Source organism: Pandoraea cepalis (assembly GCF_902459665.1).
Taxonomy (GTDB): domain Bacteria; phylum Pseudomonadota; class Gammaproteobacteria; order Burkholderiales; family Burkholderiaceae; genus Pandoraea; species Pandoraea cepalis.
Genome location: NZ_CABPSL010000009.1, coordinates 87,849 through 110,693, shown reverse-complemented (window position 1 = coordinate 110,693; position 22,845 = coordinate 87,849). Strand labels below are relative to the sequence as shown.

Below are 22,845 nucleotides of genomic sequence, written 5' to 3'. Positions count from 1 at the left end.
AGCGCCGTTTTGCGCCATGCGGATTGTCTTGGCCCCATCGGGACATACCCTAACCAGGACCCTGCCGTCGTTCCGGTAAATGGTCGCGATGCCCCATAGGTCAAGGCTTACCAACCTGTGCCGTCATCGCCATTATAGAGCGCTCGCTCTTAAAAAATTGTTTGCAGAGCGAGCGCTCTGTCATATTATCGCTTCTATGTTTCCCATCACGAGGCGTCTAATGAGTGAAGTTCGCACCCGATCCTACGGCAGCGCAGCCGTGATCACAGTCTCCAATCCACCTCACGGATACATGACGCATGAACTTGTCGGCGAGCTTCTGCGCGCGTTTCGTGCTGCTGAGCGCGATCCACTTGTGCGAACGGTCATCTTCACCGGCGCGGATGCCGGTGTGTTTATCCAGCATTACGAGTTAGCAGAACTTGAGGCATTGAGCCGCAAACTGACCCGACGTGGCGATCGGTATGCCGAACACGCGCACACACCCGAGCGCGAGATGGATGTCCTTTTCCGACGCATTGAGGACTCTGCAAAGCCGGTGATCGCAGCGATCAATGGCAACGCAATGGGGTTCGGTTGCGAGCTTGCGCTTGCCTGTGACTTTCGAATAGCCGAGAGCGGCAATTACCTGCTGGGGCAGCCTGAGATTCTTGTCGGACTTGTGCCAGGCGCTGGCGGGACGCAACGACTTGTACGAACTGTTGGCGCGGCCCGCGCGCTCGAGCTAGTGTTGTTCGGAAGGCGCCTGTCGCCCGCGGAAGCGCTCGCAGTCGGGCTGGTGCATGAGGTGAGCTCGGGCCCGGTACTCGACTTGACACTGGAATGGGCGAAGAGGTTTGACAAGCTTTCGCCAACCGCGATCGCACACGGCAAGAGACTCATTCATCAGGCAAGTGAAACCTCGCTCCAAGAAGGCCTTCAGAAAGAACGCGCCCTTTTTGTCGACACGCTTGCAACGCCCGAGGCAAATGAGCGTCTCCACCAGGCGGTGCGAGAACGGCGTGATTTCCGCACAGTCTGACAGGTTGAACTACCGGACTATCCATCATGTTGTTAATCGATTATTTCGAGCGCACCGCCCAAAGTGTCCCCGACCGTCCTTTCCTGCACTTTGTTGCCGAAGCGGACCGCTCCGACATTCATCTGACCTATGCGCAAGCAAATCAATTTGCTAGCGCTCGTGCACGGGAACTGATGGAATTGGGCGTCGGCAGGAAATCCATCCTCGCGCTATTGATGCACAACTCGCCAGACTGGGTCGTGACGTACCTGGCGTGCCAAAAGATCGGAGCGGTTTGCGTCGGCTTGCATCCGGCACTGACGCTGTCGGAGCTCGTGAGCATGCTGGAGAGCGTTGGCGCGAATTACCTCATTCACGGTGAAGACTTCGCCACGATAGCCCGTGAGTTTCACGAAGCGACTTCTGGAGTCACTGTTGCTGGCGTGACCGACATGACGAACGATACGCTCGTCCCGACCGGCCCCTCCCTGCCGCGGCACGCGGACATCGACGAGCACGATGGCCTGGCGGCGACATTCACTTCCGGCACGACGGGCGGCGCACACAAAGCCGGTTTGCAGACTCACGGCGCGGTGGTGCGTGCCATCTCCGGATATGCGGAGTGCCTCAAGACTTGGGAACGCGACCGGATCATGCTGGTTACGCCACTTAGTCATAGCGCCGCACTCAACTGGGGCATGTCCCTGACCTTGATGTCGGCGGGCACGCTGATACTGGCACGTCGCTTCAGCGCGTCCCGTTTCTGGGAGCAGGCCGCCCGCAGCCGACCTACGGTGCTCTGGACGATGGCGACGATCCTCTACATTTTGCAACAGCGGGCGGTTAGCGCAGACGAACGACTTGCGCTCGGAGGATTGCGATTTGTGTTTGGCGCTGGCTCCTCACCGCGCCGCGGCGCGCTCCAGGCGCGATGGGGCTGTCCAGTCATCGACGGCTACGGCATGACCGAAACCTTCGGAACGCTGACGAACTTCATCGCGGACGACAATCCCTTCTCATACGCCTGTATGGGGGCGCCAGTACGGGGGATCGACCTGCGGGTTGTCGACATCACGACGCGCCGCGAATGTGAGCCTGAAGAGGTGGGCGAAATCGTCGCCCGGTTTGGCCAGGGCTTCGCTGGTTACCTCAATAACGCTGCCGAGACGCAGGACGCCGTACACGACGGCTGGTTTCACACGGGCGATCTGGCATTTCGCGACAGGGCCGGACGCTTTTACTTCGTGGACCGCCTCAAGTCGATTATTCGGCGCGGTGGGGAGAACATTTCGAGCCTCGAGGTTGAGGAGTGCCTCGCGACGCATCCCGAGGTACGAGAGGCCATTGCATTGGCACAGCCGCATGACGTCCTCGGCGAGATCGTGCTCGCGGTGCTAGTTCCACGTCAGGATGGACGCGAGTTCGATCTCACGGAGATTCAGACGTTCTGCGACGGCAAGCTCTCGAAGTTCAAGTGGCCGGAAGCCGTCCGCACCTTATCTCATGACCAGATTCCGAGAACCGGCGCGGGGAAGGTCAAGAAGCCCATCCTTCGGCGGAGCCTGTTCAATGCAAACTGATATGAGCGCGTTCGATATCGCAGCACGCTGGCGTGCGCTGTCGCGCGCGAGAGTTGGAGTGGCGCGTTTCATGAGTCTTCCGGAAGCGGTTGCCGCTCACGTTCGTGAGAAGGACACCCTCTACTTCGGCGGCTCGATGGCACGTCCAAATGCGGCGATGTTCGAGGTAATTCGGCAGTTTTGGAACATGGATCCGGAGTTTACGCTGGTAGCGCCCGCAGTGGCCAACCAACATGCCCCGATGATTGCGGGGGGGCTTGTCAAGCACGTGATCACGTCCATTCACGCAATGACTTATCCGACTCCGGCGCCACACCCCCTTTATGTCGAGGCGGCGAAAAGCGGCCGCGTGATCTTTGAGAATTGGTCATTGTTGACCCTGTCGCATCGGCTGATGGCCGCCGCCTTGGGCTTGCCGTTCATGCCGACGCGCTCGCTTGTCGGTAGCGACATGGGTAAGCGCCTCGCGGCGATCAATGCGACGTCGCCCGTCAAGAATCCGTTCGAGGAGGGGGACGCACAGGTGGTCGCACCGCTATCGCCTGATGTGACCTTCATTCACGGATTGGCCGCCGACGACGACGGCAACATCCTGATCTGTCCTCCCCTTTATGACGGCGTATGGGCCGCCTTCTGCGCTGGACGGGCGGTCATTGCAACGGTCGATCACATCGTCAGTGGCGAATTTCTGCGGCGCTACCCCGAACATGTGCGAGTACCCGCCTATGCGGTTTCGGCAGTGTGTCATGTGCCACTCGGCGGCCACCCGAATTCCCTGCCTAGCGCACCGATTCCTGAGCTCTCCGGGTACACGGACGATTACGAGATGCTCACCGATCTGCGCCGCGCGGGCAGGACATTGGACACGCTGCTTGAATGGACGAAGGAGTGGATCCTCGATTGCCGTGACCATAACGACTACCTCGAAAAACTGGGCAATCGGCGTATTCAGGCGCTGCAGGGACGCACGTCGAATGACGGATGGCAAGTCGAGCGGGTGTCGGAGCGCGCTCGCTCATACGGCAGCGTGGCCACCGAAGCGGAAAAGCATGTGGTTCTTGCTGCCCGAGTGCTTCGTGATCGCGTGACCGGTAGCGAGCCGTCCGCACTTCTTGCTGGGCTTGGCATTTCGTCGCTTGCCGCCTGGATGGCCGCCATTCAGCTTGGCCAATCGGGTAAGCACCTACCGCTCATGGTCGAATCGGGAATGTTCGGATACGTTCCGTCGCCTGGGGATCCGTTCCTTTTCAACTATCGGAATATGGCGGGCAGCTCGATGCTAAGCGATACCCAGTTGACGCTCGGCCTGCTGACGGGCGGTGCGCAGAATCGAGCATTCGGCGTCCTCGGTGCTGCAGAGGTGGACGCGCGGGGGAATCTGAACAGTAGCGAACTGCCCGGGATGTTGCTTACGGGGTCTGGTGGCGCAAACGATATCGGGAGTGGCGCACGCGAGATTCTCGTCACAATTGCTCACTCGTCAAAACGCCTGGTCCAATCAGCCACCTTCATTACAACGCCCGGACGTGCCGTCTTGACAGTCGTGACGCCATGGGCAGTCTTCGAACGCCCGCACAGCGCCGCCGATTTCGTCTTGACGCGGGTTCAGGCACGCAACGGCCTAGACGTTGAAGCGCTCGTTGGCGAGGCGTTACGCGAGTGCACATGGGCCGTAAAGCCGTGCTCCGCGCCGATCCTGGAGCCAGAACCCACCGACGAAGAATTGGATCTGGCGCGCCATCTCGATCCTGACCGATTGTTTCTGAACTAAAGCGCGATGCCCCGCAAACGTCACTCGAGCAAAACCAATTAACCGGAAGGATGCCATTGATGACTGAAATCGCATATGAAAATGTTCTTTACACCGTCGAGGCGGGCGTTGCAAGAATTTCACACAACCGCCCGCAAGCCCGAAACGCCGAGAGCCAAGCATTGCTCGACGAACTCGATTCCGCTGTACGCCGCGCCACCGACGACACCACGGTCAAGGTAATTGTTCTTGCTGGCGAAGGGGACCACTTCTCCGCCGGCCATGATCTGAAGGAAGCCGCGCTCAAACGTGCAGACTTTACGGTCGAACAACGATGGGCTTACGAGACGCGTTATTACTTCGATTACGCATTGAGAATTCTCGACTGTCCCAAGCCGACAATCGCTGAGGTTCAGGGCGCCTGTGTCGCCGGTGGCTTCATGGTCGCGAACATGTGCGATCTGGTTATCGCGTCCAGTGACGCGTTCTTTTCCGACCCGGTCTGCCAAAGCCTCGGCACCGCAGGCGTTGAGGTGATGATCCATCCGTGGGTGATGGGGGCTCGCAAGGCCAAAGAATTTCTCTTCACCGGCGCAAAGATGTGCGCGGATGACGCCGCCCAAGTCGGCATGGTCAATCGCGTCGTACCGCGCGATGCGCTTCGCGACGTAACGATGGAACTTGCACAGAAAATTGCAGCCGGCGACGCGTTCGCGATCATGCTCGTGAAGCGCTCCATCAATCGCGGACTCGACATGCAGGGCTTGAAGGCTGCCATGACGGCGCATTTTGACGCCCACCAACTGAGCCATCTCTCCGAATCGTTCCAGCAACGACGCAAGGAGGGATTGGCGAAATCGATTTCGCGCGGAAAGTCCGTTTGAACGCCAGCAACCTGTAGCCCCCCAATAACAATACAACCGGTCGGCGGCCTTGGAGCTGTGCGGCCTAGGAGGAGACACATTATGGATAGTCCCGACGTCGCTGAACGTATTAGTCAGCACATGCTTTTTAAGGAGCTCGTAACGCGACGGGCGAAGGTCGTGCGCTTGCTGATGTCGGTCGGCCTCATTGCAAATTTCCTCTTGATCGCGTTGGTCGCTTTCTTCCCTCAAATCCTGCGCATGCCGGTAGAACCAGGCGAGGCCACAACCATCGGCGTGGTTCTGGCCGTCGGGATTATCGTTCTGGGCTGGGCCATTACCTGGATCTATGTGTACATGGCAAATGGTACGTTTGATCGGCTGAGCGCCGTTCTCCTCAATGAGGTGGCGCGATGAATCTTAGCCATCCAAAGTCCCGCACGGTACTGGCAACCGCTCTGGGATTCATGCTGCTCTCGCGCCAAGCTGTCGCTTCGCAACAGGGCGGCGGGAAGCCATTGGATCTTGCAGCCATCGGCATATTTCTTGTATTCGTCTGCATCACTTTCGCTATCACGTGGTGGGCCGCCAGACGCACAGCTACTGCGAAGGACTTCTTTTCTGCAGGGGGAGGGATCAGCGGGCTGCAAAACGGACTGGCTGTAGCGGGTGACTATCTATCCGCAGCCACGATGCTAGGCGTGGTCAGTCTCGTCTATGCGCGCGGCTATGATGGATTTTTGTATTGCATCGGTTTCTTCATCGGGTGGCCCGTGATGCTGTTGCTAACGGCTGAGCGCGGTAGAAATCTTGGGCGATACACGCTTGTCGACATCATTGCTTATCGTCTCGATCACGTTGGCGTGCGATGGATGGCTGCGATCGGCTCGCTTACGGTGGTCTTCTTCTACCTTATCGTCCAAATGGTCGGCGCGGGCGAGCTCGTTCAGTTGATGTTCGGCTTGAAGTACAACTACGCCGTCATTTCAGTCGGCATATTAATGATTATCTACGTGACATTCGGAGGGATGATAGCGACCACCTGGGTTCAACTGATCAAAGCCATCCTTATCATTTTTGGCGCGACGCTCTTGATGGTCCTTGCACTCGCACACTTCAATTTTGACTTTGAGCGTCTCGCGGAGAGCGCGGTTAGAGTGCATGCTAATGGTGCTGCGATCATGGGGCCCGGCACGCTGTTCTCCGATCCGATTTCATCGATTTCCTTGTCGCTGGCTACCGTATTCGGATTGTGCGGAATGCCCCACATTCTGATGCGCTTCTTTACGGTACCGAATGCACGTGAAGCGCGTAAAAGTGTTCTTGTGGCGGCGAGTTGCATCGGCTACATGTTTGTCGCCATGTTCGTGATCGGACTGGCCAGCATAGTCATTGTGAGCACAGACGGACGCTTCTTCGAGGGCGGGAAAGTCGGTGGAAAATTGCTTGGTGGAGGCAACATGGTGGCCCTGCATCTTGCCACGGCTTTGGGAGGCGATCCGTTGCTCGGATTCCTCGCTGCCGTCATGTTTGCGACGATTCTGGCTGTTGTGTCGGGCCTGGCGCTCGCGGGTGCCTCGTCGATCTCTCACGACATCTACGTTAACGTGTTGCGCAGGAACTCGAACGTTACCGGCGAAGAAGAAGTTCGCTTGACGCGCAAAGTGACCATTGTCATCGGAATTGTTGCAGTGCTACTGGGTATCACTTTCCGTGGCCAGAACGTGGCATTTCTCGTGTCATTGGCGTTCAACGTGGCAGCATCAGCCAACTTCCCACCATTGGTCACCTCCATGTACTGGAGAGGCGCTACGAGCCGCGGGGTCATGTGGGGCGGCTTCGTGGGACTCGTCTCGTCAGTGGGGATGGTGATTCTGTCGCCCGCGGTGTGGAAGTCGGTGCTTGGGCATCCTCACGCAATCTTTCCTTACGACCATTCGGCGCTGTTCTCAATGCCGCTTGCGTTTCTCGTGATTTATGTCGTTTCGAAACTGGACCACAGCGCGGCTGCCGTTCATGCAAGACAAGCCTTCGATCTGCAGACCGTTCGCGCTGAGACCGGGCTCGGGGCGGAAGGCGCGAGCCAACACTGAAGCGCTCGTCGCGACCTGACCGTCCCCAGACGACTCAGGGGATGGCAGCCTGTTCAACAAAATGATTCGAGGGTCGGAACAATGGAGCCCATTAGGCTTGCGGTTACCGTAGACGATCTCTTCCTCTGGAAGCAAACCCGATGGGCTCCGGGGTTTAGTCCGGCAGTGGTAACGCGAGCCCTGATCGAAGCATTTCGCCGTCATGACATTAGCGGCGTATATGCATTCTCGTGCACTTCGCCCTGCGTTGGAAATCCCGCGCTATTCAAGCTTCTGGACGCGTGGATCGAGGCAGGGCACTTCATTGCCAATCATACGCACTATCACGCCAGTCTCAACTGGATCCCCGCAGACCAGTATATTGGCGATATCGAGCAAACCGAGGCGTTTGTCGGGCCATGGCTGTCCTGTTCGCCGGCGAAGTACTTTCGATACGCAATGGACAACTGGGGCGATTCGCAGCAGAAGCACGACGCCGTGCATCGTTATCTGGTCAAGCGCGGATATCAGACCGTACCGATTACGTCGTGGTTCTATGACACTGAGTTTCTTGCGCCACATTACCGCGCGTCGATGCACGGTGATCGGGTGGCGGTCGAACTCATCAAGAAGCAGTTCGTGCAGACGGCCCTAACGCAGTTGGCGAACCACGCCTCTGCCGCAAGGCGGGTGTTTTCAAGAGACTTTCCTCACATCTGGTTGATTCACGGAACCCCCCTCGCCGCCGAATGTTTGCCAGAGATACTCGATCGGTTTGCCGAATCGGGCGTCACCTTCGTTTCTCTTTCCGAAGCGATGCGCGATCCCGTCAACAACGCACCGGCCGGCATTGTGACACCGCGGTTTCTGAATCAAATTCAGAAGTGGGCACATATCGATGGATTCACCTTGCCGGACTGCCCACCGGCCATTCTCACCGAGCTGGAGGCACTCCATCCGATGGCTGGATTGTCGACTCGCGAAATGATGGGAACGATTTTTGGAAGCATTGCGGAAGAAGTCAGTGGCACCTATCTGCCCAAGACCTATTGATCTGACAGATCGAATCGAGACCAAAAACATCATGAAGACTGTTGTCGTTGCGCAGTATGGCGATCCGCAGAAGTACGTCCACTGCATCGAGGCTCCGGATATCGTTCGCCCTGGCGAAGACGAAGTCCTATTCGATGTGCTGGCGTTCCCTATCAACCCCGCAGACATATCGTTCTGCTGGGGACGATACAGATTGAAGCCGGAATTGCCCGCGGTTCCAGGCGCGGAATGCGTAGGGGAAGTCGTCGCGGTCGGGAGTTCGGTCCAGCACATTTCCGTGGGTGACCTCGTCATCAATCTCGATCGCGAGAACTGGACGCAACGTCGTCTTGTCAAGGCTAACCGGATAATTGTGCTTCCAAGGGAAATTGACATCGCGCAGGCGGCGATGATACGTATCAACCCGCCCACTGCCCATCTGCTCCTTTCTGAAGTGGTGAAGCTCGACCGTGGGGATTGGATTATTCAGAATGCAGCCAATTCCGCAGTTGGCCGGATGATCATCACTTTCGCTAAGGAGCGGGGGATCAACACCGTGAATGTTGTTCGGCGCGACGAGGTGTGCGAGCAACTACTCGGTCTTGGCGTCAATGTCTGCCTGACGGACAGCGAGGATCTGGCGTCCTCAGTCAAGGAACTGACGAACAACGCCTCAATTGCCTTGGGAATCGATGCTGTGGCCGGATCGGCGACAAATCGTATCGCGTCGTGCGTCGCTGACGGAGGCGTCGTATGCACCTACGGCTCAGTGTCGAGGGAGAGTATTGTGCTGTCGCCTGCACAGTTGGTCTATCGGGGCTTGACATTCACCGGCTTTCTGCTCGGGAGATTTCTCGATAGGAAACGTGAGGATGATGTCGCGGCAATTTACCAGGAGGTCTCCCGACGAATCATGCACGGACTGCGAGTTGATATTGAACGCGTGTATTCGATCGAGAACATCAACGAAGCCCTTGCGCACGCCGATCGTGTGCGAGATGGGGGGAAAATACTTGTCGCGCCCCATGGAGTGGAACGTATAAATCTCGCAGGGGCGACATCCGTTCCCTAGTTGTCGCCGAGCCAAGTTCAATTTCAGTGGGACGGTTGTAAGCGCCCGAACCGCGCTTCACAGCGCTGGGAGTCGCTCGCAGCAAGATTTCACATTGATCGCCGCGCCGCAGGACTTGTTTCCTATTCGGCATATTCACGTCGTGTGGGATTTCATCCGTGCAAATGTCGAACGATTGCCGGATAAGTTTCGGCGATAACCGCGGGCCAGTCCCTGAGCGCGCCGCTTGAGCGGCTCAACACAGTTCTGAGCCCTCACGCCTTTATGTATAGCCTTTCCAGGCGACGTCGGGGTGTCCGCTGCATCCGCAAATAAAGCGCGCCATGCTGCGGGCACCCAACAAATTTGCCGCTCAGAGATCGACGTCTTTCGTCTCAGGCCCCAGAAGTGCGCCGATGCAGGCAATCACGCCGCCAATGCAGAGCAATGCAACCGGTGTGTACTGTGACGGCATGAATATCCCCAGCCAGTTCATGTAGAACGCGTAGAACGAGGGAATGATGACCGAGAGGCTGTATCCGATGCCAAAGCCGGTTGCTCTGATACCCGTTGAAAATCGCTCGTTGATGTATGTGACGATTACCGCCCATGCGGAACTGACGACAAGGGCCAACGCGCAAACCACCAGCACGATGATCGAGTGAGCAACGTCGGCGGCGCCGATCAGGAAATAGAGCAGACCGGCGCCCGCTGTCGACGTCAACGCACCGATGATCGACAGCATCTTGCGGCGGCCAAATCGCTGCCCCAGTATGCCAGCACCCACATATCCGAAGCAGAGCACCGAGTAGGCCATCATCAGCGTCGCGGTCATCTGGAGCGGCGTGAGGTGCAGCCGCTTTAGGAGAATTCCCGTAGGGAGGAACAGTCCGACGATGTTCTGCGTGAGCCAGAATCCGGTCATCATCAGCAGCACTTGCACGAGATTGCGGCGCGCGTGGCCCGTGACGAGTCGATCCTCCGATGTGTTCTGCGCCTTACCGGACGCCTTGCCTTGCCATACCTGAGACTCGGATACTTTGCGGATGTAGTAGACGGCCAACAATGCCGCCATGACCGACCCGAAAAGGAACGGGATGCGCCATCCCCACTGCGCATATGGGGAGTGGGGGCCGTTCATCGGGAAGACCGCGAACATGATCATGGCGAGCAAGTTGATCACCACGTAGGCGGCGGGGAAGCCCGCCAGAATCAAGCCCCCGACCAAACCGCGCTGGTCTTTCCGGGAGTATTCGATGGCAAGCGGCAATGCCCCGGTGTAGCCGCCACCGAGGAATATGCCGTCGACGAATCTCAGCAGCACCAGAATCCAATACGACGCGATGCCGATCGTCTCATACCCTGGGATCAGGGCGATCAGAAAGGTTGCAACGGCAAACCCGCTCACCGACGCGATCGAGGCGGCGCGCCGTCCGACACGGTCGGCAATTCGCCCGAACAGGAGTGCACCCAGGGGGCGGCCGAGGAGCGTCGTGATGAACACGAGCGATTCCAGGATCACCTGATATCCGCCCGACACACTTCTCGGAAGGAAGTATGTCTGTATGGGAGCCAGAATGATCACCGGCAAGTAGATGTCGAACATGTCGACGAATTCCGAAAAGACCGCACCCTTGATCGCGCTCTTGCGGCGCGTCTCCTGGCTTCCTTCCCGTGCCGCTTCGCTGACGTCGTCAACGCTTACTGCTTCCATAACTGTCTCCAGTTTCCCGAGTTCTCCGACACATGTTCCCGGGCGCGACGACGTCGTCGCGCCAAGGTCCCTCAAGACATCTCACTTTTTGACGAGCGGGCAGTCGCTGTCGGCCAACGGCTCGAAAGCCTCCGATTTCGGAATGACGGAGACGATCTTCAGCAGATCCCACTCGCCCTTCGATTCCGACGGCTTCTTCGCCTCTGCCAGATACATGTCGTGCAGCATCAGACCGTTCGCTTCGATGCGACCGTCCTTGGCGAAGAAGTCATTGATCGGCATGGCGCGCATCTTCTCCATCACCTTGTCGCTATCGAGCGTGCCTGCCGCCTTTATCGCGTTCAGATAATGGGTCGTTGCCGAGTACATCCCCGCCTGAACCATGGTCGGCATCTTGTTCGTCGCCGCGAAGAATTTCTTCGCGAACGCGCGTGTCTGGTCGTTCTGGTCCCAGTAGAATGCCGTCGTGAAACGCAGGCCTTGCGCCGCATTCAAGCCCATGCCCTTCAGATCGCTGTCGAAAATCAACAGCGGCGCAACGATCACGTTGTTGCGCGACAGGCCGAACTCGGCCGCCTGCTTGACGGCGCTTTGCGTATCGCGCCCGGCGTTGGCCAGCGCGACGACCTGGGGCTTGGCCGACTGCGCTTGCAACAGATACGAAGCGAAATCCGAGGCCGACAGCGGATGTTTCACGGCGCCTACCACCTCCCCCCCCATCTCCTTGACGACCCGGGTCGCCTGCGCTTGGAGGGAGCTGCCGAACGCGTAGTCCGCAGTGATGAAGAACCAGCGCTTGTAGCCGGCTTTTGCCAGGGCGCGAGCGGTGCCGTTCGCAAGTGAATAGGTGTCATAGACGTAGTGGACGCCGTATGGCGAGCATTGCTTGTCCGTCAGATCCGTGGTGGCCGAGCCTGCGAAGATTGTGATTTTTTTTCGTTCGGCACCGAGCCGCTGCAAAGCCAGCGCAGAAGCAGAGTCGGTGGATTCGATGACGGCCTGGACGCTATCGTTGTCGTACCACGTACGAACCTTCGTTGCGGTAACGTCAACCTTGTTCTGATAGTCCGCTGACAGCACTTCGATAGGGCGGCCGAGTACCTTGCCGCCGAAATCCTGCACGGCCAGCTTGACCGCCGTCACGCCTGCGGGGCCTCCTATCCCGGAGTAGACGCCGCTCATGTCCACGATGACCCCGATGCGAACCGGCCCTCCAGCCTGGGCATCGGCCGCGTGGCTCACGTGCATCATCGACGCCAGCGCGCACACGAGCGCACAGCGCGCGCCTCTGCGCACTGCGTGAATACGTTGAGATTTCATACTGTGTCTCCTTGATGTTCTCTCATGAGTGTTCCCGGTAAATCGATTCGTCCATTCCCTGGGATGGGTATTCGATGAGCCGGCAGCGAAACTTATTTATTTGATTCGTATACCTAATCATCTGAAGTTTAGTATCCGTGATAGCTCGATGAAACCTAGTATCAATCGAAGCCGAGAACGGCTCTGCCAATGACGGCGCGACGATCTATCGCGTCGAGTGCCTCGCCGACTTTATCCAACGGCAACTTGAGCGCGATGCGCGGGTGGATCTGGCCGCTCGCGTAAAGCTCATGTAGTTTGCGTTGGACGTCGTTGACACGCCGCGAGTCGCGTTCGCGGTAGTCGCTCCACTGCAGGCCGGAGACTTCGATGTTCTTCAGCAGTAGGTAGTTGGCCTTGATGTGCGGAATGCCGCCCGCGGCAAAGCCGATCACGACCGCTCGCCCGCACCAGGCCAACGTGCGAAGCGCGGCGTTGAACACGTCGCCACCGAGCGCGTCGAGCACGATGTCGACACCGCGCCCATCTGTCACATCGAACACCTGCTGCCGAAGGCTTTCGCGAACGTCGGGCAAGGACAGATCGACGACGTGCGACGCGCCATCGGCCAGCGCTTGCGACGCCTGCCCCGGACGGTTGATGGCGGCGATTGCCGTCCCGCCCAGCGCGCGCACGAGTTGCAGGGCCGCGGCCCCCACGCCGCCGCTAGCGCCGGTTACTAGAACTGTTTCGCCCTGTGTGAAGCGCGCGCGTTCGCACAGTGCGAAGTAGGCCGTCTGGAAGGGCAATCCCATCGCGACAGCGTTGTCGAACGACATCTCGTCCGGCAGCGCTTCGCAATAGCGCTCGGGAAGGGCCACACGTGACGCATAGGCACCGTATTCCAAATGCGCGACGACCCGATCTCCCGGCCTGAACCGGCGAACCGACGCACCCACTTGAAGGACCACCCCGGCCGCGTCTTTCCCCGGCACGAAAGGCGGTCGGGGCAGGTTCTGATAGCGCCCGCGGATCACCAGCAGGTCGGGGTAATTGATGGCTGCGGCACGTATCTCGATCAGAACGTCGTGATCCCGCACCGCCGGATCCGGCAGTTGACCGATGACGACGTCGCCGGGCTCGCCGAAGTTGCGAACGATGGCGGCTTTCATGCGTTGCCTCCGCGCTGCATGTCAGGGTTGAACGACGCGACGTCTGCGCCGAGCCTGGGTGCGTCGAGCACCTCGTCGTCGGCCCCGAATTGCCGGTCCACGGGAAGCGGCAGCGCGGATATCGTGGCGCCACCTGAGAGTCGCACACGTTGTGCGAAGACACCTCGCTCATGGAAATGCGGATCGGAGGCCGCTTCGCTCAGGTCGACCACGAGGGCGACGCATGTGTCGATACCGGCAAATTTCTCGAGCCAGTAATCGGCCGGGTGTTCTCGGAGGGTTGAGGCGATCTTGTCCCGAATCCCTGCCTCGGTGCCGTCGGCGCCGGTCAACTCGGTCAATCCCAGGGCGCTGACGAAGTTGTGCCAGAACTTGTCTTCCAGCGACGCCGCGGCAAGATATCGACCGTCGCTGGTGCCGTAGATCTGGTATCGCGCCGTGCCGCCTGTCACGAGTTCACCGCCCGGGCGGGGCCAGCCATGACCTGTGAGGCCCTGGCCCAGTCCCCAGTACGCGAACGTGAGCAGGTTGTCTGACATCGACACGTCGAGATAGCGCCCCTGCCCATCGGAATCGCGCTGACGCAACGCCAACAGGATATTCATCATCGCCGGATACGCGCCGCCTGCGATGTCGGCGAGCAACGCGGGCGGGAGCACGGGCGCCCCATCGCTTCCGCGCGAGAGCCCGAGCAACCCGCTCTGCGCCATATAGTTCAGATCGTGTGCGGCCTGATGGGCTTTGGGCCCTGTCTGTCCATAGCCGGTGATCGAGCAGTAGATGAGCGTGGGGTTGAGCTGCGCCAGCGCCTCGTAGCCGAGTCCCAGACGTTGCATCACGCCAGGGCGGAACTGCTCGACCAGCACGTCGGCCTCGGCGATCAGCGGCAGGATCGACCGACGGCCTTCCTCGGACTTCAGGTCGACCACGATCGATCGCTTTCCGCGATTGAGCATTCCGAAGTTGACGCTGTCATCGCCAGACCTGGGGTGGTATGTGCGCATGTCGTCGCCGACGCCTGGCTTCTCGACCTTGATGACTGCAGCGCCCGACTGGGCGAGCAGAAGCGTACAAAGCGGACCTGGCAGAAGCGTGCTGAAATCCAGCACCTTCACACCCGCGAGCGGCTGACGTGTCATTGTTCGGCTCCGGAATCGGCAGCGCCGGCGCCGTCCATGGCGCGCCGGTATGCCACCTGTGCGCGCCGAGCCGGCGCGTAGGCCGCGTCGCCGAGCGCTTCACTGAGCTGCCTGGTGACTTCGTAGTGATGACGCAGTCCTGTGCGGTGGAGGAGCGCGATCGGGCCTTCTGGATAGCCGAGACCGAGGCGCAGCGTCTTGTCCATGTCCTCAGCGGTAGCGAGCTTGTCGTCAAGACGACGCAGCGCCGCGTTGTAGTACGGTCGGATGAGCCGATCGATGATGCGCCCCGGGAAGTCACCGCAAACAGCCACGCGCAATCCCGCGCCTTCGAAGGCGGCCTTGGCCAGCGCGAGTGTGGGCGGCTGGGTGGCGGGCTGACGTACCAGCTCAATGAGGTCGCTGGGCTCGGCGTCGCCCAGCCGGAACCGTGCAAACCCGACGACATTCGATCCCTCCTTGCCGGCATCCTCGCCAGTATGCTGGCCGAGGCACTCCGTACCCAGTTCGATGGCGACGAACGGCGCATCGACCAAACTAGCCTGCGACTCGGCAAACGCTTTGCCCGCGTGGGCGCCGATAAATACGACTGATGTTCCAGTACCCGCGGTCTCGATGAACGCGTGGGCAGACGGAAACGAGCGGCTGTCGCCCGACTGAATCACTCTGTAGCTCATGGTCAAGCTCCGAACATCTTGGTGTCGCCGTAGGCGTGGAAGCCGCGGCCCGCTTTCTTGCCGAGCCAGCCTGCGGCGATCATGCGGCGCACCAGCGGCGGACAGGCGGCGCGCGGTTCATTGGTCACCGCGTATAGCGCGGCGCAAAGCAGCTTCTGGGTATCCATGCCGACGAGGTCGAGCAGTTCCAGCGGTCCCATCGGGTAGCCCAGCGCCGTCCTGATCGCGAGATCTATGTCCGCTGGTTCAGCGACACCCGCTTCGACCAGTCGTATCGCATCGTTGTTGAACGGGACGAGAAAGTAATTGAGGATGAACCCAGGCGTGTCCTGCGTGCGCACGGGCGTCTGGCCGAGCGCCAGCGCAAACTGCCATGCCTGCTCGAACGTTTTGTCGCTGGTATTGAGGCCAGGAGACATTTCAATGAGCTTCATCAATTGAGCGGGAAGGCAGAAGTGCATGCCGACGAATCGATCGGGCCTGCCTGAGCCGCCTGCAATCTCGGTGATCGAGAGCGTCGACGTGTTGGACGCAAACATCGTGTGCGGCGCACACACCTTGTCGAGGCGCGAGAAGAGGTCGTGCTTGACGCCAAGATCCTCGAATACCGCTTCGATGACGATGTCGCAGTCCGCGAGGTCTTCGAGTCGGGTCGTGCCGTGCCAGCGCGACAGGCTTTCCGGCACTGCGTCTTCGGGAATCTTGCCGCGCTGCGCGGATTTCTCAAGAAATGCAGCGGTTTGGGTGCGAGCCACGGCTAGCCCTTCGTTCCGCGTGTCATAGACTCGCGTCACGAAGCCGGCGCGTGCGGCGACGATGGCAATGCCAGCACCCATCGTGCCAGCGCCTGCGATACCGACGGTTCTTATCGATGTCATGTTCGTCTCCTATTTTTCGATGAAGCTGCGACCGATGAGCTGGCGATGGATCTGATTCGTCCCCTCCCAGATCTGCGTGATCTTGGCGTCGCGCATGAGTCGCTCGACCCGGTAGTCCGAGCAGTATCCGTAGCCGCCGAGTAACTGAACCGCGTCGGTCGAGATGCGCATCGCGGCGTCCGTCGCGCGCATTTTGAGGATCGAAGCCTCGATGCCGAAGTCCGATACCCCGCTGTCCACCCGGCTCGCGACCTGCCACAGCAGCGATTCGCAAAGCACGAGCTCAGAGGCCATGTCGGCCAGCATGAATTGAATGCCCTGGAAGTCGATGATCCTGCGCCCGGACTGCTTGCGTTCGTTGATGTACGCTGTGGCGTCTTCGAAGGCCGCCCGCGCAATGCCCAGTGCATGGGCCGCGACGCTAGGGCGCGACCGGTTCAGCGATCCAAACAGAATGCCAAGCCCGTCGCCCGGCTGACCGATGAGATTGGCACGCGGCACGCGACAGTTGTCGAACGACAGAGACGCCGTGCTCGACGCGCGGGTGCCCATCTTGTGTTCGAGGCCATTAATGGACAGGCCCTCGGTGCCCTTTTCGAGAACGAGTACCGAAATGGCGTCCCTGGCGTTGTCGATTTCAGACCATTTGCCAAACAGCAGATACAGATCGGCGACGTCGCCGTTGGTGATGAAGACCTTGCTGCCGTTGATGACGATATCGTCGCCATCGGGTGTGAAGGTCGTGCGCATGCCCGTGGCGTCAGAACCGGCGCCGCTTTCGGTGATGGCGAGTGACGCGAGGCCGCCTTCTGCAATGCGCGGCAGGACCCGTGCCTTCTGCTCCTCGCTGCCGAATTCCACGACCGGCTTGATGGCGTGGAAGTTTGTCGCCCAGATGATGCCCGTCGAGGCACATGCGGCGGAGATCTCGCGCACGCACGTGGCATAGCACGTAAAGGAGAGTCGCGCGCCGCCGTATTCTTCCGGGATGAAGATTGCGTTCAGACCGAGTTCGTTGATGGCCTTGACGTTGTCCCACGGAAACGCCGACGTGCGGTCGTATTCCGCGGCGCGGGGTGCAATCCGGTCGCGCGCCAGCGACTTCACGCTGTCGACGATCATCCGCTCTTCCCCCGACAGCGGAAGGCTCGCGTCCAGTTTTTCGAGTACGTTCATGGTTGAGTGCCTAATCCGTGTGTTCCGATTCGTTGGCGCTCAGAGCGCCATCCCCTGACCGCCGTCGAGGTAGATCGTCTCGCCGGTCATGAAACCGGTCGTAACGGTGAACAGCAGTCGCACGAGTTGCGCCACGTCTTCGGATGCGCCGGGTGCGCCAGTCGGGATCCGCTTTGCGAGGAATCGGCTGAGCGACCCGCTCGACAGCGATGCCTTGTTTAAGTCGGTGGCGATGTAGCCAGGCGCCACGTTATGCACACGGATGCCGTCGCTCGCCCACTCGACGGCGAGGCAGCGCGAGATGGCGCCGACCGCCGCCTTCGAAGCGCAGTACGCCGAGTTGCGGCGCACGCCGAGCTTGTCGAAGAACGAACCTATGTTGACGATCGTTGCGCCGCCGGCGTCGCGCAGGTACGGATAGGCGATCTGACTCGCCATGAACACCGACGTCGTGTTCATGCTCATGACCTGCTCGAATTCCGCGATCGACTGGGACGCGGCGTCATCTTCCAGATGCAGGCCCGCGTTGTTGACCAAACCCACGAGTGGCAGCCCGACGCGGCGCATCGTGTCCTCGACGGCCTGCTTGACCGAGTCATGACGCGTGACGTCGCATGCGGTCGTCACGAAGCGTGCGCGCACGTCGGGATCTGAAATTTCTCGTGCCGGCAGCGCGCCGGAGCGCGACAGACACGCTACGGTGAAGCCATCGAGCGCTAGCGCTTCGGCGATCGCCGACCCAATGCCTCGACTCGCGCCGGTCACCAGAATGCAGCCTTTGTCCATGTCATTTATCCTTGAAATCGGGCTTGCGTTTCTCGACGAAGGCGGTCATCCCTTCGACCGCATCGGCCGTCTGGTAGGCCAGCGTCGAGAGGTCTGCTTCGATCTTCAGGCCGTCGCTCAGGCTGACTTCGGCTGCGCGCAGAACGGCCTCTCGTGCGAATAGCGAGGCGCACCTGCTGTAACGTGCAAACTGGTCGGCGAATTCGCAGCCGAGCGCAATCGGGTCGTCGCCTTCGATAATTCGGTTGACGAGCCCGATGCGTTCTGCTTCTGTCGCATCGATCGTTTTGCCCGAGAGAACCAGTTCGAGCGCGCGTGCCTGCCCGACCAGCCGCGGCAGCCGTTGGGTTCCGCCATAGCCGGGAATGAGTCCCAGCTTGATCTCCGGCAGGCCCATCTTGGCGTTGGGCGTGGCGATTCGGAACGTACACGCTAACGCCAGCTCGAGCCCACCGCCGAACGCATAGCCGCTGATCACGGCGATCGACGGCACAGGCAACGCGTCAAGCTTTGCGAACGTGGCCTGTCCCAGCGCAGCGCCTTCTCGCTGGGCGATGAGGCTGCGGTTCAACAACTCCTTGATGTCGGCACCCGCGCAAAATGCCTTGCTGCCACTTCCCGTGATGACCAATGCCCTTGCATCGGAGCGCGCTACCTCGTCGAACGCGGCGCAGAGTTCGCTGAGTACGGAAAAGCTCAGCGCATTGAGCGTTTCCGGACGGTTCAGGCCCACCTGCGCGATGCCGTCAATGATCTTGAGCGTGACTGACACTTCAGACTCCTGGATTGGCTTTCTCGCGATAGCGGACTGCCTCGGGGGTGAGACCGCCGTTGCGTACAAGTTCGACGAGCTCGCGCTTGAGAATCTTGCCGCTCGCCGTAAGCGGAAACGTGTCTAGTGAAGCAAAGTACTCCGGCATGTCGTACTTCGACAGGCCCGCAGCGGCGAGATGATCGAGCATCGATTCGGCACTGACCGACGCGCCGGACTTAACCAGAATGGCAAGGCATACCTTCTCGCCGAGACGCTCATCGGGTACCGGAAATGCGGCGGCACGGTCGACGTCGCTGTGGCGCATCGCGAGTTCTTCGATGCCTGCGGGGAAGATGTTGTGTCCGCCGCGAATGATCAGGTCTTTCTTACGGCCAACGATCTGCAGACAACCGTCTTCGGTGAGCATGCCCAGGTCGCCGCTCATAAACCAGCCATGCCGGTTGAACGACGACTCCGTAGCACCCTGATTGTCGAAGTAGCCCAGCATGAGCACGGCACCGCGTCCGCCGATTTCTCCGATTTCACCGTGTTCGGCTTCTTCGTCGATGTTATCTCGCTTCCAGAGCTTGATTTCGTAGCCTTGGCATGGACGTCCGCACGTCGAGACAATGGTGTCGGCGCCGTCGCTCGGCCGCGTATAGTTGTGCGAGCCGTTTTCTGTCATGCCGTAGACGTTCTGCGGCGTTACGCCGAGGCTCATGAAGCGTTGGGCGACGTCGCGCGGGATGGCCGAGCCGGCCATGTAGAACGTCTTCACGTGACCCAGACGATCGAGGTCGCGGCGTTCGACCTCCGCGAGGACGTCCATGGCGTGCGTCGGCACCCCCATCACATAATCGGCCTCGGTCTTCACGATCCAGTCGAGACCAGAGGCGCCGGCAGAGGGGGCGCTCATGCAGAGTTCGAGGCCAGTGACGAGCATCTGTTCGATCGCCACTGTCGCGATGTGATGGCTCATCGGGCTGAGCGTCAGTAGTCGTGTCTGGCTAGTGTGGCCCCAGTCGGTGGCGAGGGCACGTCCGTTGGCGAGCAGGGTGTTGTCGCTGTGCATGACCCCCTTTGGCGCACCCGTCGTGCCGGAAGTGAAGGCGAGATAGACGATCTTGTCTGCATCGAGGTCCGGTGCATGCAGTACCGCTGGCGGTGCGGCGTCGGGAAACGCCAGTTTGTCGAGGTTATCCTGTGCCGCCTCGCGGTCGTAGATCATCATCAATCCGGGAATGGATCGTGCGCGATCGAAGATGGACGCCGCTCGCCCGTTCGCCCCGTAGCCGGGTTGCGTGAACAGTGCCTTGCACTGGATACGCTCGAGCAGGACAGCAATTTCCTCGACCGTGTAGTTCTGATGCAGCGACGGTGCGCAGACGTAGCCGTTGCGCGAGCACGCAAGGAAGATGATGACGGTTTCAAGGACGCTTGGCAGCCAGATTCCCACTCGGTCGCCCGGGCGCAGGCCGCCGCGATGCAGCGATTCCGCGACGCTGTCGGTCCACTCGGTGACTTCGCGCCAAGTGAGGCGTCGGGTCGCATCCCGCAGAGCGTGGGCCGAGGGCCGCTCGCGCGCATGGCGACGGGCGAGTGAGTACAGCGTCTCCTGCTGCCATATGCCGGCCAGGTAGTATTCGCGCGCCCGCTGGGGATTGTGAAGCGTCAGTATGTTTTGCATGACGTCGGTCCGTATATCGATGAGCGGGCGAGGTCAGTGACCGAACTTCGAGGCGTCCGGATCGCGACGCTCGGCGAACGCCGATGCCAGCTCCGCGTGCTCGTCCGACTCGAGATAGCCGCGCAACAGAATGTCGTGCGACATGCGCGACAGACCGCTCACTCCGCCATGGCGTGCGTTGAATGCCGACTTGATCGATGCCAGCGCCAGCGCGCCGCGTTGCGCGATCTCGAGCGCGTACTTGCGGGTCGCGTCCTCCAGTTCGTTGTCGGGCACGACCATGTTGATCAGGCCCCATTCGAGCGCTTCGTGTGCGCTGATCTTCGGGTTGCGATACCAGATGTCCTTCGCGCGCTTTTTGCCGACGAGATCTTCCAGATACCACGTGCCGTAGCCGGCGTCGAAGCTACCGACCATCGGTCCGACTTGACGAAAGATGGCGCTTTCTTTAGCGATGGTGACGTCGCACACGACTTGCAGCACGTTCCCGCCGCCCACGGCAAAGCCGTTGACCGAAGCGATCACGGGCTTCTGCAGGCGATCGATACTCTCGTACATCTCTAGCGTTGGCAGCACCCCAGCGTAGAGCAGCGAGTCTTCCATACCGTCTTTTCGACCACCGGTGCAAAAGAATTTGTCGCCCGCGCCGGTAATCACGATCACGCGGGTACGCGTCTCGCGACGGATGTTCTCGATACAGTCGCGAATCTCGTGACACATCGTCTCGGTGAACATGTTGCCGTCGTGCGGCCGGTTGAGCGTGATGGTGCCGATGGGGCCATCTTCGTGATACAGGATTTCCTCGAATTTCATCGTTGTCTCCTTGTTGATGTTCAGATGATCTGTCGTTCCTTGAGTCTAGCGATGCGTGCTTCCGACAGGCCAAGACGTTCGCGCAACACGCGTTCCGTGTCCGCGCCCAGGCGCGGCGGCGCGCTGCGATGGACCGCGCTCTTGCCGTCGAAGCGAATGCCAAGACCGACCTGGGGCACCTTGCGGGCCGTTCCTTCGACAGAATAAAACAATCCTTCCGAGAGCAGATGCCGGTCCTGCACGACCTGATCGACCCGGTAGATCGGACCCGCCGGAATTCTGTGATCGTTGAACAATGTCAACCAGTGTTCGCGCTCGCGCGTGACCAGCAACGCTTGAATCGCCTCGACGATACTGGCGCGCTGCGCCCGGCGACTTGTGTTGGTTGCGAGCGCTTGAGTGGCGCCATATTCCGGCTGGCCGACGGCCACCCAGAATCGCTGCCAGATGGCGTCGTTGCCCAGCCCGAGCGTAATCGGCTCGTCGGCGGTCTCGAAGACCTGGTAGATCGCAATGACGGAATCGCGTCCGCCTGAGCGAGTGATGCGTTCGCCCGACCCAAGGTATGGGACGATGCGCGGCGCCATGAAGCGGACCATGCTCGCGACCATCGACACATCGATGTTTTTGCCGCGCCCGGTGCGCTGTCTCTCATACAGCGCGGCGACGGTGGCGAGGGCGACGTCTTGGCCAGCGAGCAGGTCGGCTGCCGGCGTGCCGACTTTCTGTGGCCCGTATTCCATTTCGCCCGTCAGGTCCATCACGCCCGAATAGCCTTCCGCAATGAGGTCATAACATGGCAAGTTGGCGCGCGGGCCATACGAGCCGAAGCCCGTGAGCGCCACGTGGATCAACGATGGATACCGGGCCGTCAGCGATGCGAAGTCCAGCCCGAGGCGGCGCTGCACACTTTGAACCGTGTTTAGGACGAGCACGTCGGTCGACGCGAGCAGGTTGTCGAGGATTTGCCGGCCCTCGGGCTGCTTGATGTCGAGTGTCAGGCTTTCCTTGTTGCGGTTGATGCTTAGGTACCAGAGCGATTCGCCATCGAGGAAAGGAGGGCCCCACGCCCGGGTGTCGTCACCGGTGCCGACCCGCTCGATCTTCGTTACTTCAGCGCCGAGGTCGCCGAGCAACTGTGTGCCGTAGGGGCCTGCGATGGAGGTCGTGAGATCCAGGACCCGGACGCCCTTGAGCAGTTCGAGCCCGCTGGTCGTGGTCGCGAGTGGAAGTGTGTCGAGTGGATTCATTTCAGTGTCTCGGTCGTATGCCTTCCCTATGCGACAACCGTGCCAGCACGAAAAATGTTGCGCCGCACTCAATCCAAAGTTCAGAGGAATAAACCGGTTGCGTTACCTGCTCAATCGAAAATGATGCATGTGCGAGTTGGCCCGGAGTTAAC

The 22,845-nt window shown here is 60.2% G+C and carries 20 protein-coding genes; 8 read left to right on the top strand and 12 right to left on the bottom strand.

Annotated features, from left to right (window positions below; translation table 11 throughout):
* Positions 1-220: 220 nt before the first annotated feature.
* From PCE31106_RS13315 to PCE31106_RS13280, 8 genes are all read left to right on the top strand, one after another.
* On the top strand, positions 221-1,021 hold the full coding sequence (locus tag PCE31106_RS13315; protein ID WP_174975166.1) for an enoyl-CoA hydratase/isomerase family protein: 801 nt from the start codon (positions 221-223) through the stop codon (positions 1,019-1,021).
* Positions 1,022-1,047: 26 nt separating this feature from the next.
* Positions 1,048-2,580, top strand: coding sequence for a class I adenylate-forming enzyme family protein (locus PCE31106_RS13310; protein ID WP_150563573.1), 1,533 nt, complete (start codon positions 1,048-1,050; stop codon positions 2,578-2,580).
* The gene (locus PCE31106_RS13305; RefSeq protein ID WP_174975164.1) at positions 2,570-4,351 is read left to right on the top strand and encodes a CoA-transferase; all 1,782 of its coding nucleotides are present in this window, start codon (positions 2,570-2,572) and stop codon (positions 4,349-4,351) included. The genes PCE31106_RS13310 and PCE31106_RS13305 overlap by 11 nt, the downstream gene beginning before the upstream one ends.
* A gap of 59 nt (positions 4,352-4,410) precedes the next feature.
* Positions 4,411-5,214: an enoyl-CoA hydratase gene (locus tag PCE31106_RS13300; RefSeq protein ID WP_150563571.1), complete on the top strand. Its 804-nt coding sequence runs from the start codon at positions 4,411-4,413 to the stop codon at positions 5,212-5,214.
* 81 nt (positions 5,215-5,295) lie between these two features.
* Positions 5,296-5,610, top strand: a complete 315-nt coding sequence (locus tag PCE31106_RS13295) for a DUF485 domain-containing protein (protein WP_150563570.1) — start codon at positions 5,296-5,298, stop codon at positions 5,608-5,610.
* Positions 5,607-7,286 (top strand): cation/acetate symporter ActP, encoded by a 1,680-nt coding sequence (actP, locus tag PCE31106_RS13290; RefSeq protein ID WP_150563569.1) that lies wholly within the window; start codon positions 5,607-5,609, stop codon positions 7,284-7,286. Before PCE31106_RS13295 ends, actP begins: the two co-directional genes overlap by 4 nt.
* 165 nt (positions 7,287-7,451) lie before the next feature.
* Positions 7,452-8,318, top strand: a complete 867-nt coding sequence (locus PCE31106_RS13285) for a polysaccharide deacetylase family protein (RefSeq protein WP_150563568.1) — start codon at positions 7,452-7,454, stop codon at positions 8,316-8,318.
* 31 nt (positions 8,319-8,349) lie between these two features.
* Complete coding sequence (locus PCE31106_RS13280; RefSeq protein ID WP_150563567.1) at positions 8,350-9,369, top strand: zinc-dependent alcohol dehydrogenase family protein; 1,020 nt, start codon at positions 8,350-8,352, stop codon at positions 9,367-9,369.
* 352 nt (positions 9,370-9,721) lie between these two features.
* Here PCE31106_RS13280 and PCE31106_RS13275 read toward each other — a convergent pair whose 3' ends face one another.
* The 12 genes from PCE31106_RS13275 to PCE31106_RS13220 form a co-directional block, all read right to left on the bottom strand.
* Positions 9,722-11,062, bottom strand: coding sequence for an MFS transporter (locus PCE31106_RS13275; RefSeq protein ID WP_150563566.1), 1,341 nt, complete (start codon positions 11,060-11,062; stop codon positions 9,722-9,724).
* An 81-nt stretch (positions 11,063-11,143) separates the two neighbouring features.
* Positions 11,144-12,382, bottom strand: coding sequence for an ABC transporter substrate-binding protein (locus PCE31106_RS13270; protein WP_254441034.1), 1,239 nt, complete (start codon positions 12,380-12,382; stop codon positions 11,144-11,146).
* Positions 12,383-12,543: 161 nt separating this feature from the next.
* On the bottom strand, positions 12,544-13,533 hold the full coding sequence (locus PCE31106_RS13265) for an NADPH:quinone oxidoreductase family protein (protein ID WP_150563565.1): 990 nt from the start codon (positions 13,531-13,533) through the stop codon (positions 12,544-12,546).
* Entirely contained in the window at positions 13,530-14,672 is a 1,143-nt protein-coding gene (locus tag PCE31106_RS13260) for a CaiB/BaiF CoA transferase family protein (RefSeq protein ID WP_150563564.1), read from the bottom strand. The genes PCE31106_RS13265 and PCE31106_RS13260 overlap by 4 nt, the downstream gene beginning before the upstream one ends.
* Positions 14,669-15,349: a 3-hydroxyacyl-CoA dehydrogenase family protein gene (locus tag PCE31106_RS13255; protein ID WP_150563563.1), complete on the bottom strand. Its 681-nt coding sequence runs from the start codon at positions 15,347-15,349 to the stop codon at positions 14,669-14,671. The genes PCE31106_RS13260 and PCE31106_RS13255 overlap by 4 nt, the downstream gene beginning before the upstream one ends.
* Positions 15,350-15,351: 2 nt before the next feature.
* Positions 15,352-16,227 carry a 3-hydroxyacyl-CoA dehydrogenase family protein gene (locus tag PCE31106_RS13250; RefSeq protein ID WP_150563562.1) on the bottom strand — a complete coding sequence of 292 codons (876 nt, stop codon included), beginning with the start codon at positions 16,225-16,227 and terminating at the stop codon, positions 15,352-15,354.
* 9 nt (positions 16,228-16,236) lie between these two features.
* Positions 16,237-17,403 carry an acyl-CoA dehydrogenase family protein gene (locus PCE31106_RS13245; protein WP_150563561.1) on the bottom strand — a complete coding sequence of 389 codons (1,167 nt, stop codon included), beginning with the start codon at positions 17,401-17,403 and terminating at the stop codon, positions 16,237-16,239.
* 39 nt (positions 17,404-17,442) lie between these two features.
* Entirely contained in the window at positions 17,443-18,189 is a 747-nt protein-coding gene (locus PCE31106_RS13240) for an SDR family NAD(P)-dependent oxidoreductase (protein ID WP_150563560.1), read from the bottom strand.
* A 1-nt stretch (position 18,190) separates the two neighbouring features.
* Entirely contained in the window at positions 18,191-18,961 is a 771-nt protein-coding gene (locus PCE31106_RS13235) for an enoyl-CoA hydratase/isomerase family protein (protein WP_150563612.1), read from the bottom strand.
* A gap of 1 nt (position 18,962) precedes the next feature.
* Entirely contained in the window at positions 18,963-20,630 is a 1,668-nt protein-coding gene (locus PCE31106_RS13230; protein ID WP_150563559.1) for a class I adenylate-forming enzyme family protein, read from the bottom strand.
* A gap of 33 nt (positions 20,631-20,663) precedes the next feature.
* Positions 20,664-21,443 carry an enoyl-CoA hydratase-related protein gene (locus PCE31106_RS13225; protein WP_150563558.1) on the bottom strand — a complete coding sequence of 260 codons (780 nt, stop codon included), beginning with the start codon at positions 21,441-21,443 and terminating at the stop codon, positions 20,664-20,666.
* Between the two features lie 20 nt (positions 21,444-21,463).
* The gene (locus PCE31106_RS13220; RefSeq protein WP_150563557.1) at positions 21,464-22,693 is read right to left on the bottom strand and encodes a CaiB/BaiF CoA transferase family protein; all 1,230 of its coding nucleotides are present in this window, start codon (positions 22,691-22,693) and stop codon (positions 21,464-21,466) included.
* Positions 22,694-22,845 lie beyond the last annotated feature (152 nt).

What these genes read in the sequence shown, in the direction of transcription:
- PCE31106_RS13315 (WP_174975166.1), top strand. Translation starts at nt 221, where the DNA reads ATGAGTGAAGTTCGCACCCGATCCTACGGCAGCGCAGCCGTGATCACA.
- PCE31106_RS13310 (WP_150563573.1), top strand. Translation starts at nt 1,048, where the DNA reads ATGTTGTTAATCGATTATTTCGAGCGCACCGCCCAAAGTGTCCCCGAC.
- PCE31106_RS13305 (WP_174975164.1), top strand. Translation starts at nt 2,570, where the DNA reads ATGCAAACTGATATGAGCGCGTTCGATATCGCAGCACGCTGGCGTGCG.
- PCE31106_RS13300 (WP_150563571.1), top strand. Translation starts at nt 4,411, where the DNA reads ATGACTGAAATCGCATATGAAAATGTTCTTTACACCGTCGAGGCGGGC.
- PCE31106_RS13295 (WP_150563570.1), top strand. Translation starts at nt 5,296, where the DNA reads ATGGATAGTCCCGACGTCGCTGAACGTATTAGTCAGCACATGCTTTTT.
- actP (WP_150563569.1), top strand. Translation starts at nt 5,607, where the DNA reads ATGAATCTTAGCCATCCAAAGTCCCGCACGGTACTGGCAACCGCTCTG.
- PCE31106_RS13280 (WP_150563567.1), top strand. Translation starts at nt 8,350, where the DNA reads ATGAAGACTGTTGTCGTTGCGCAGTATGGCGATCCGCAGAAGTACGTC.
- PCE31106_RS13275 (WP_150563566.1), bottom strand. Translation starts at nt 11,062, where the DNA reads ATGGAAGCAGTAAGCGTTGACGACGTCAGCGAAGCGGCACGGGAAGGA.
- PCE31106_RS13270 (WP_254441034.1), bottom strand. Translation starts at nt 12,382, where the DNA reads ATGAAATCTCAACGTATTCACGCAGTGCGCAGAGGCGCGCGCTGTGCG.
- PCE31106_RS13265 (WP_150563565.1), bottom strand. Translation starts at nt 13,533, where the DNA reads ATGAAAGCCGCCATCGTTCGCAACTTCGGCGAGCCCGGCGACGTCGTC.
- PCE31106_RS13260 (WP_150563564.1), bottom strand. Translation starts at nt 14,672, where the DNA reads ATGACACGTCAGCCGCTCGCGGGTGTGAAGGTGCTGGATTTCAGCACG.
- PCE31106_RS13255 (WP_150563563.1), bottom strand. Translation starts at nt 15,349, where the DNA reads ATGAGCTACAGAGTGATTCAGTCGGGCGACAGCCGCTCGTTTCCGTCT.
- PCE31106_RS13250 (WP_150563562.1), bottom strand. Translation starts at nt 16,227, where the DNA reads ATGACATCGATAAGAACCGTCGGTATCGCAGGCGCTGGCACGATGGGT.
- PCE31106_RS13245 (WP_150563561.1), bottom strand. Translation starts at nt 17,403, where the DNA reads ATGAACGTACTCGAAAAACTGGACGCGAGCCTTCCGCTGTCGGGGGAA.
- PCE31106_RS13240 (WP_150563560.1), bottom strand. Translation starts at nt 18,189, where the DNA reads ATGGACAAAGGCTGCATTCTGGTGACCGGCGCGAGTCGAGGCATTGGG.
- PCE31106_RS13230 (WP_150563559.1), bottom strand. Translation starts at nt 20,630, where the DNA reads ATGCAAAACATACTGACGCTTCACAATCCCCAGCGGGCGCGCGAATAC.
- PCE31106_RS13225 (WP_150563558.1), bottom strand. Translation starts at nt 21,443, where the DNA reads ATGAAATTCGAGGAAATCCTGTATCACGAAGATGGCCCCATCGGCACC.
- PCE31106_RS13220 (WP_150563557.1), bottom strand. Translation starts at nt 22,693, where the DNA reads ATGAATCCACTCGACACACTTCCACTCGCGACCACGACCAGCGGGCTC.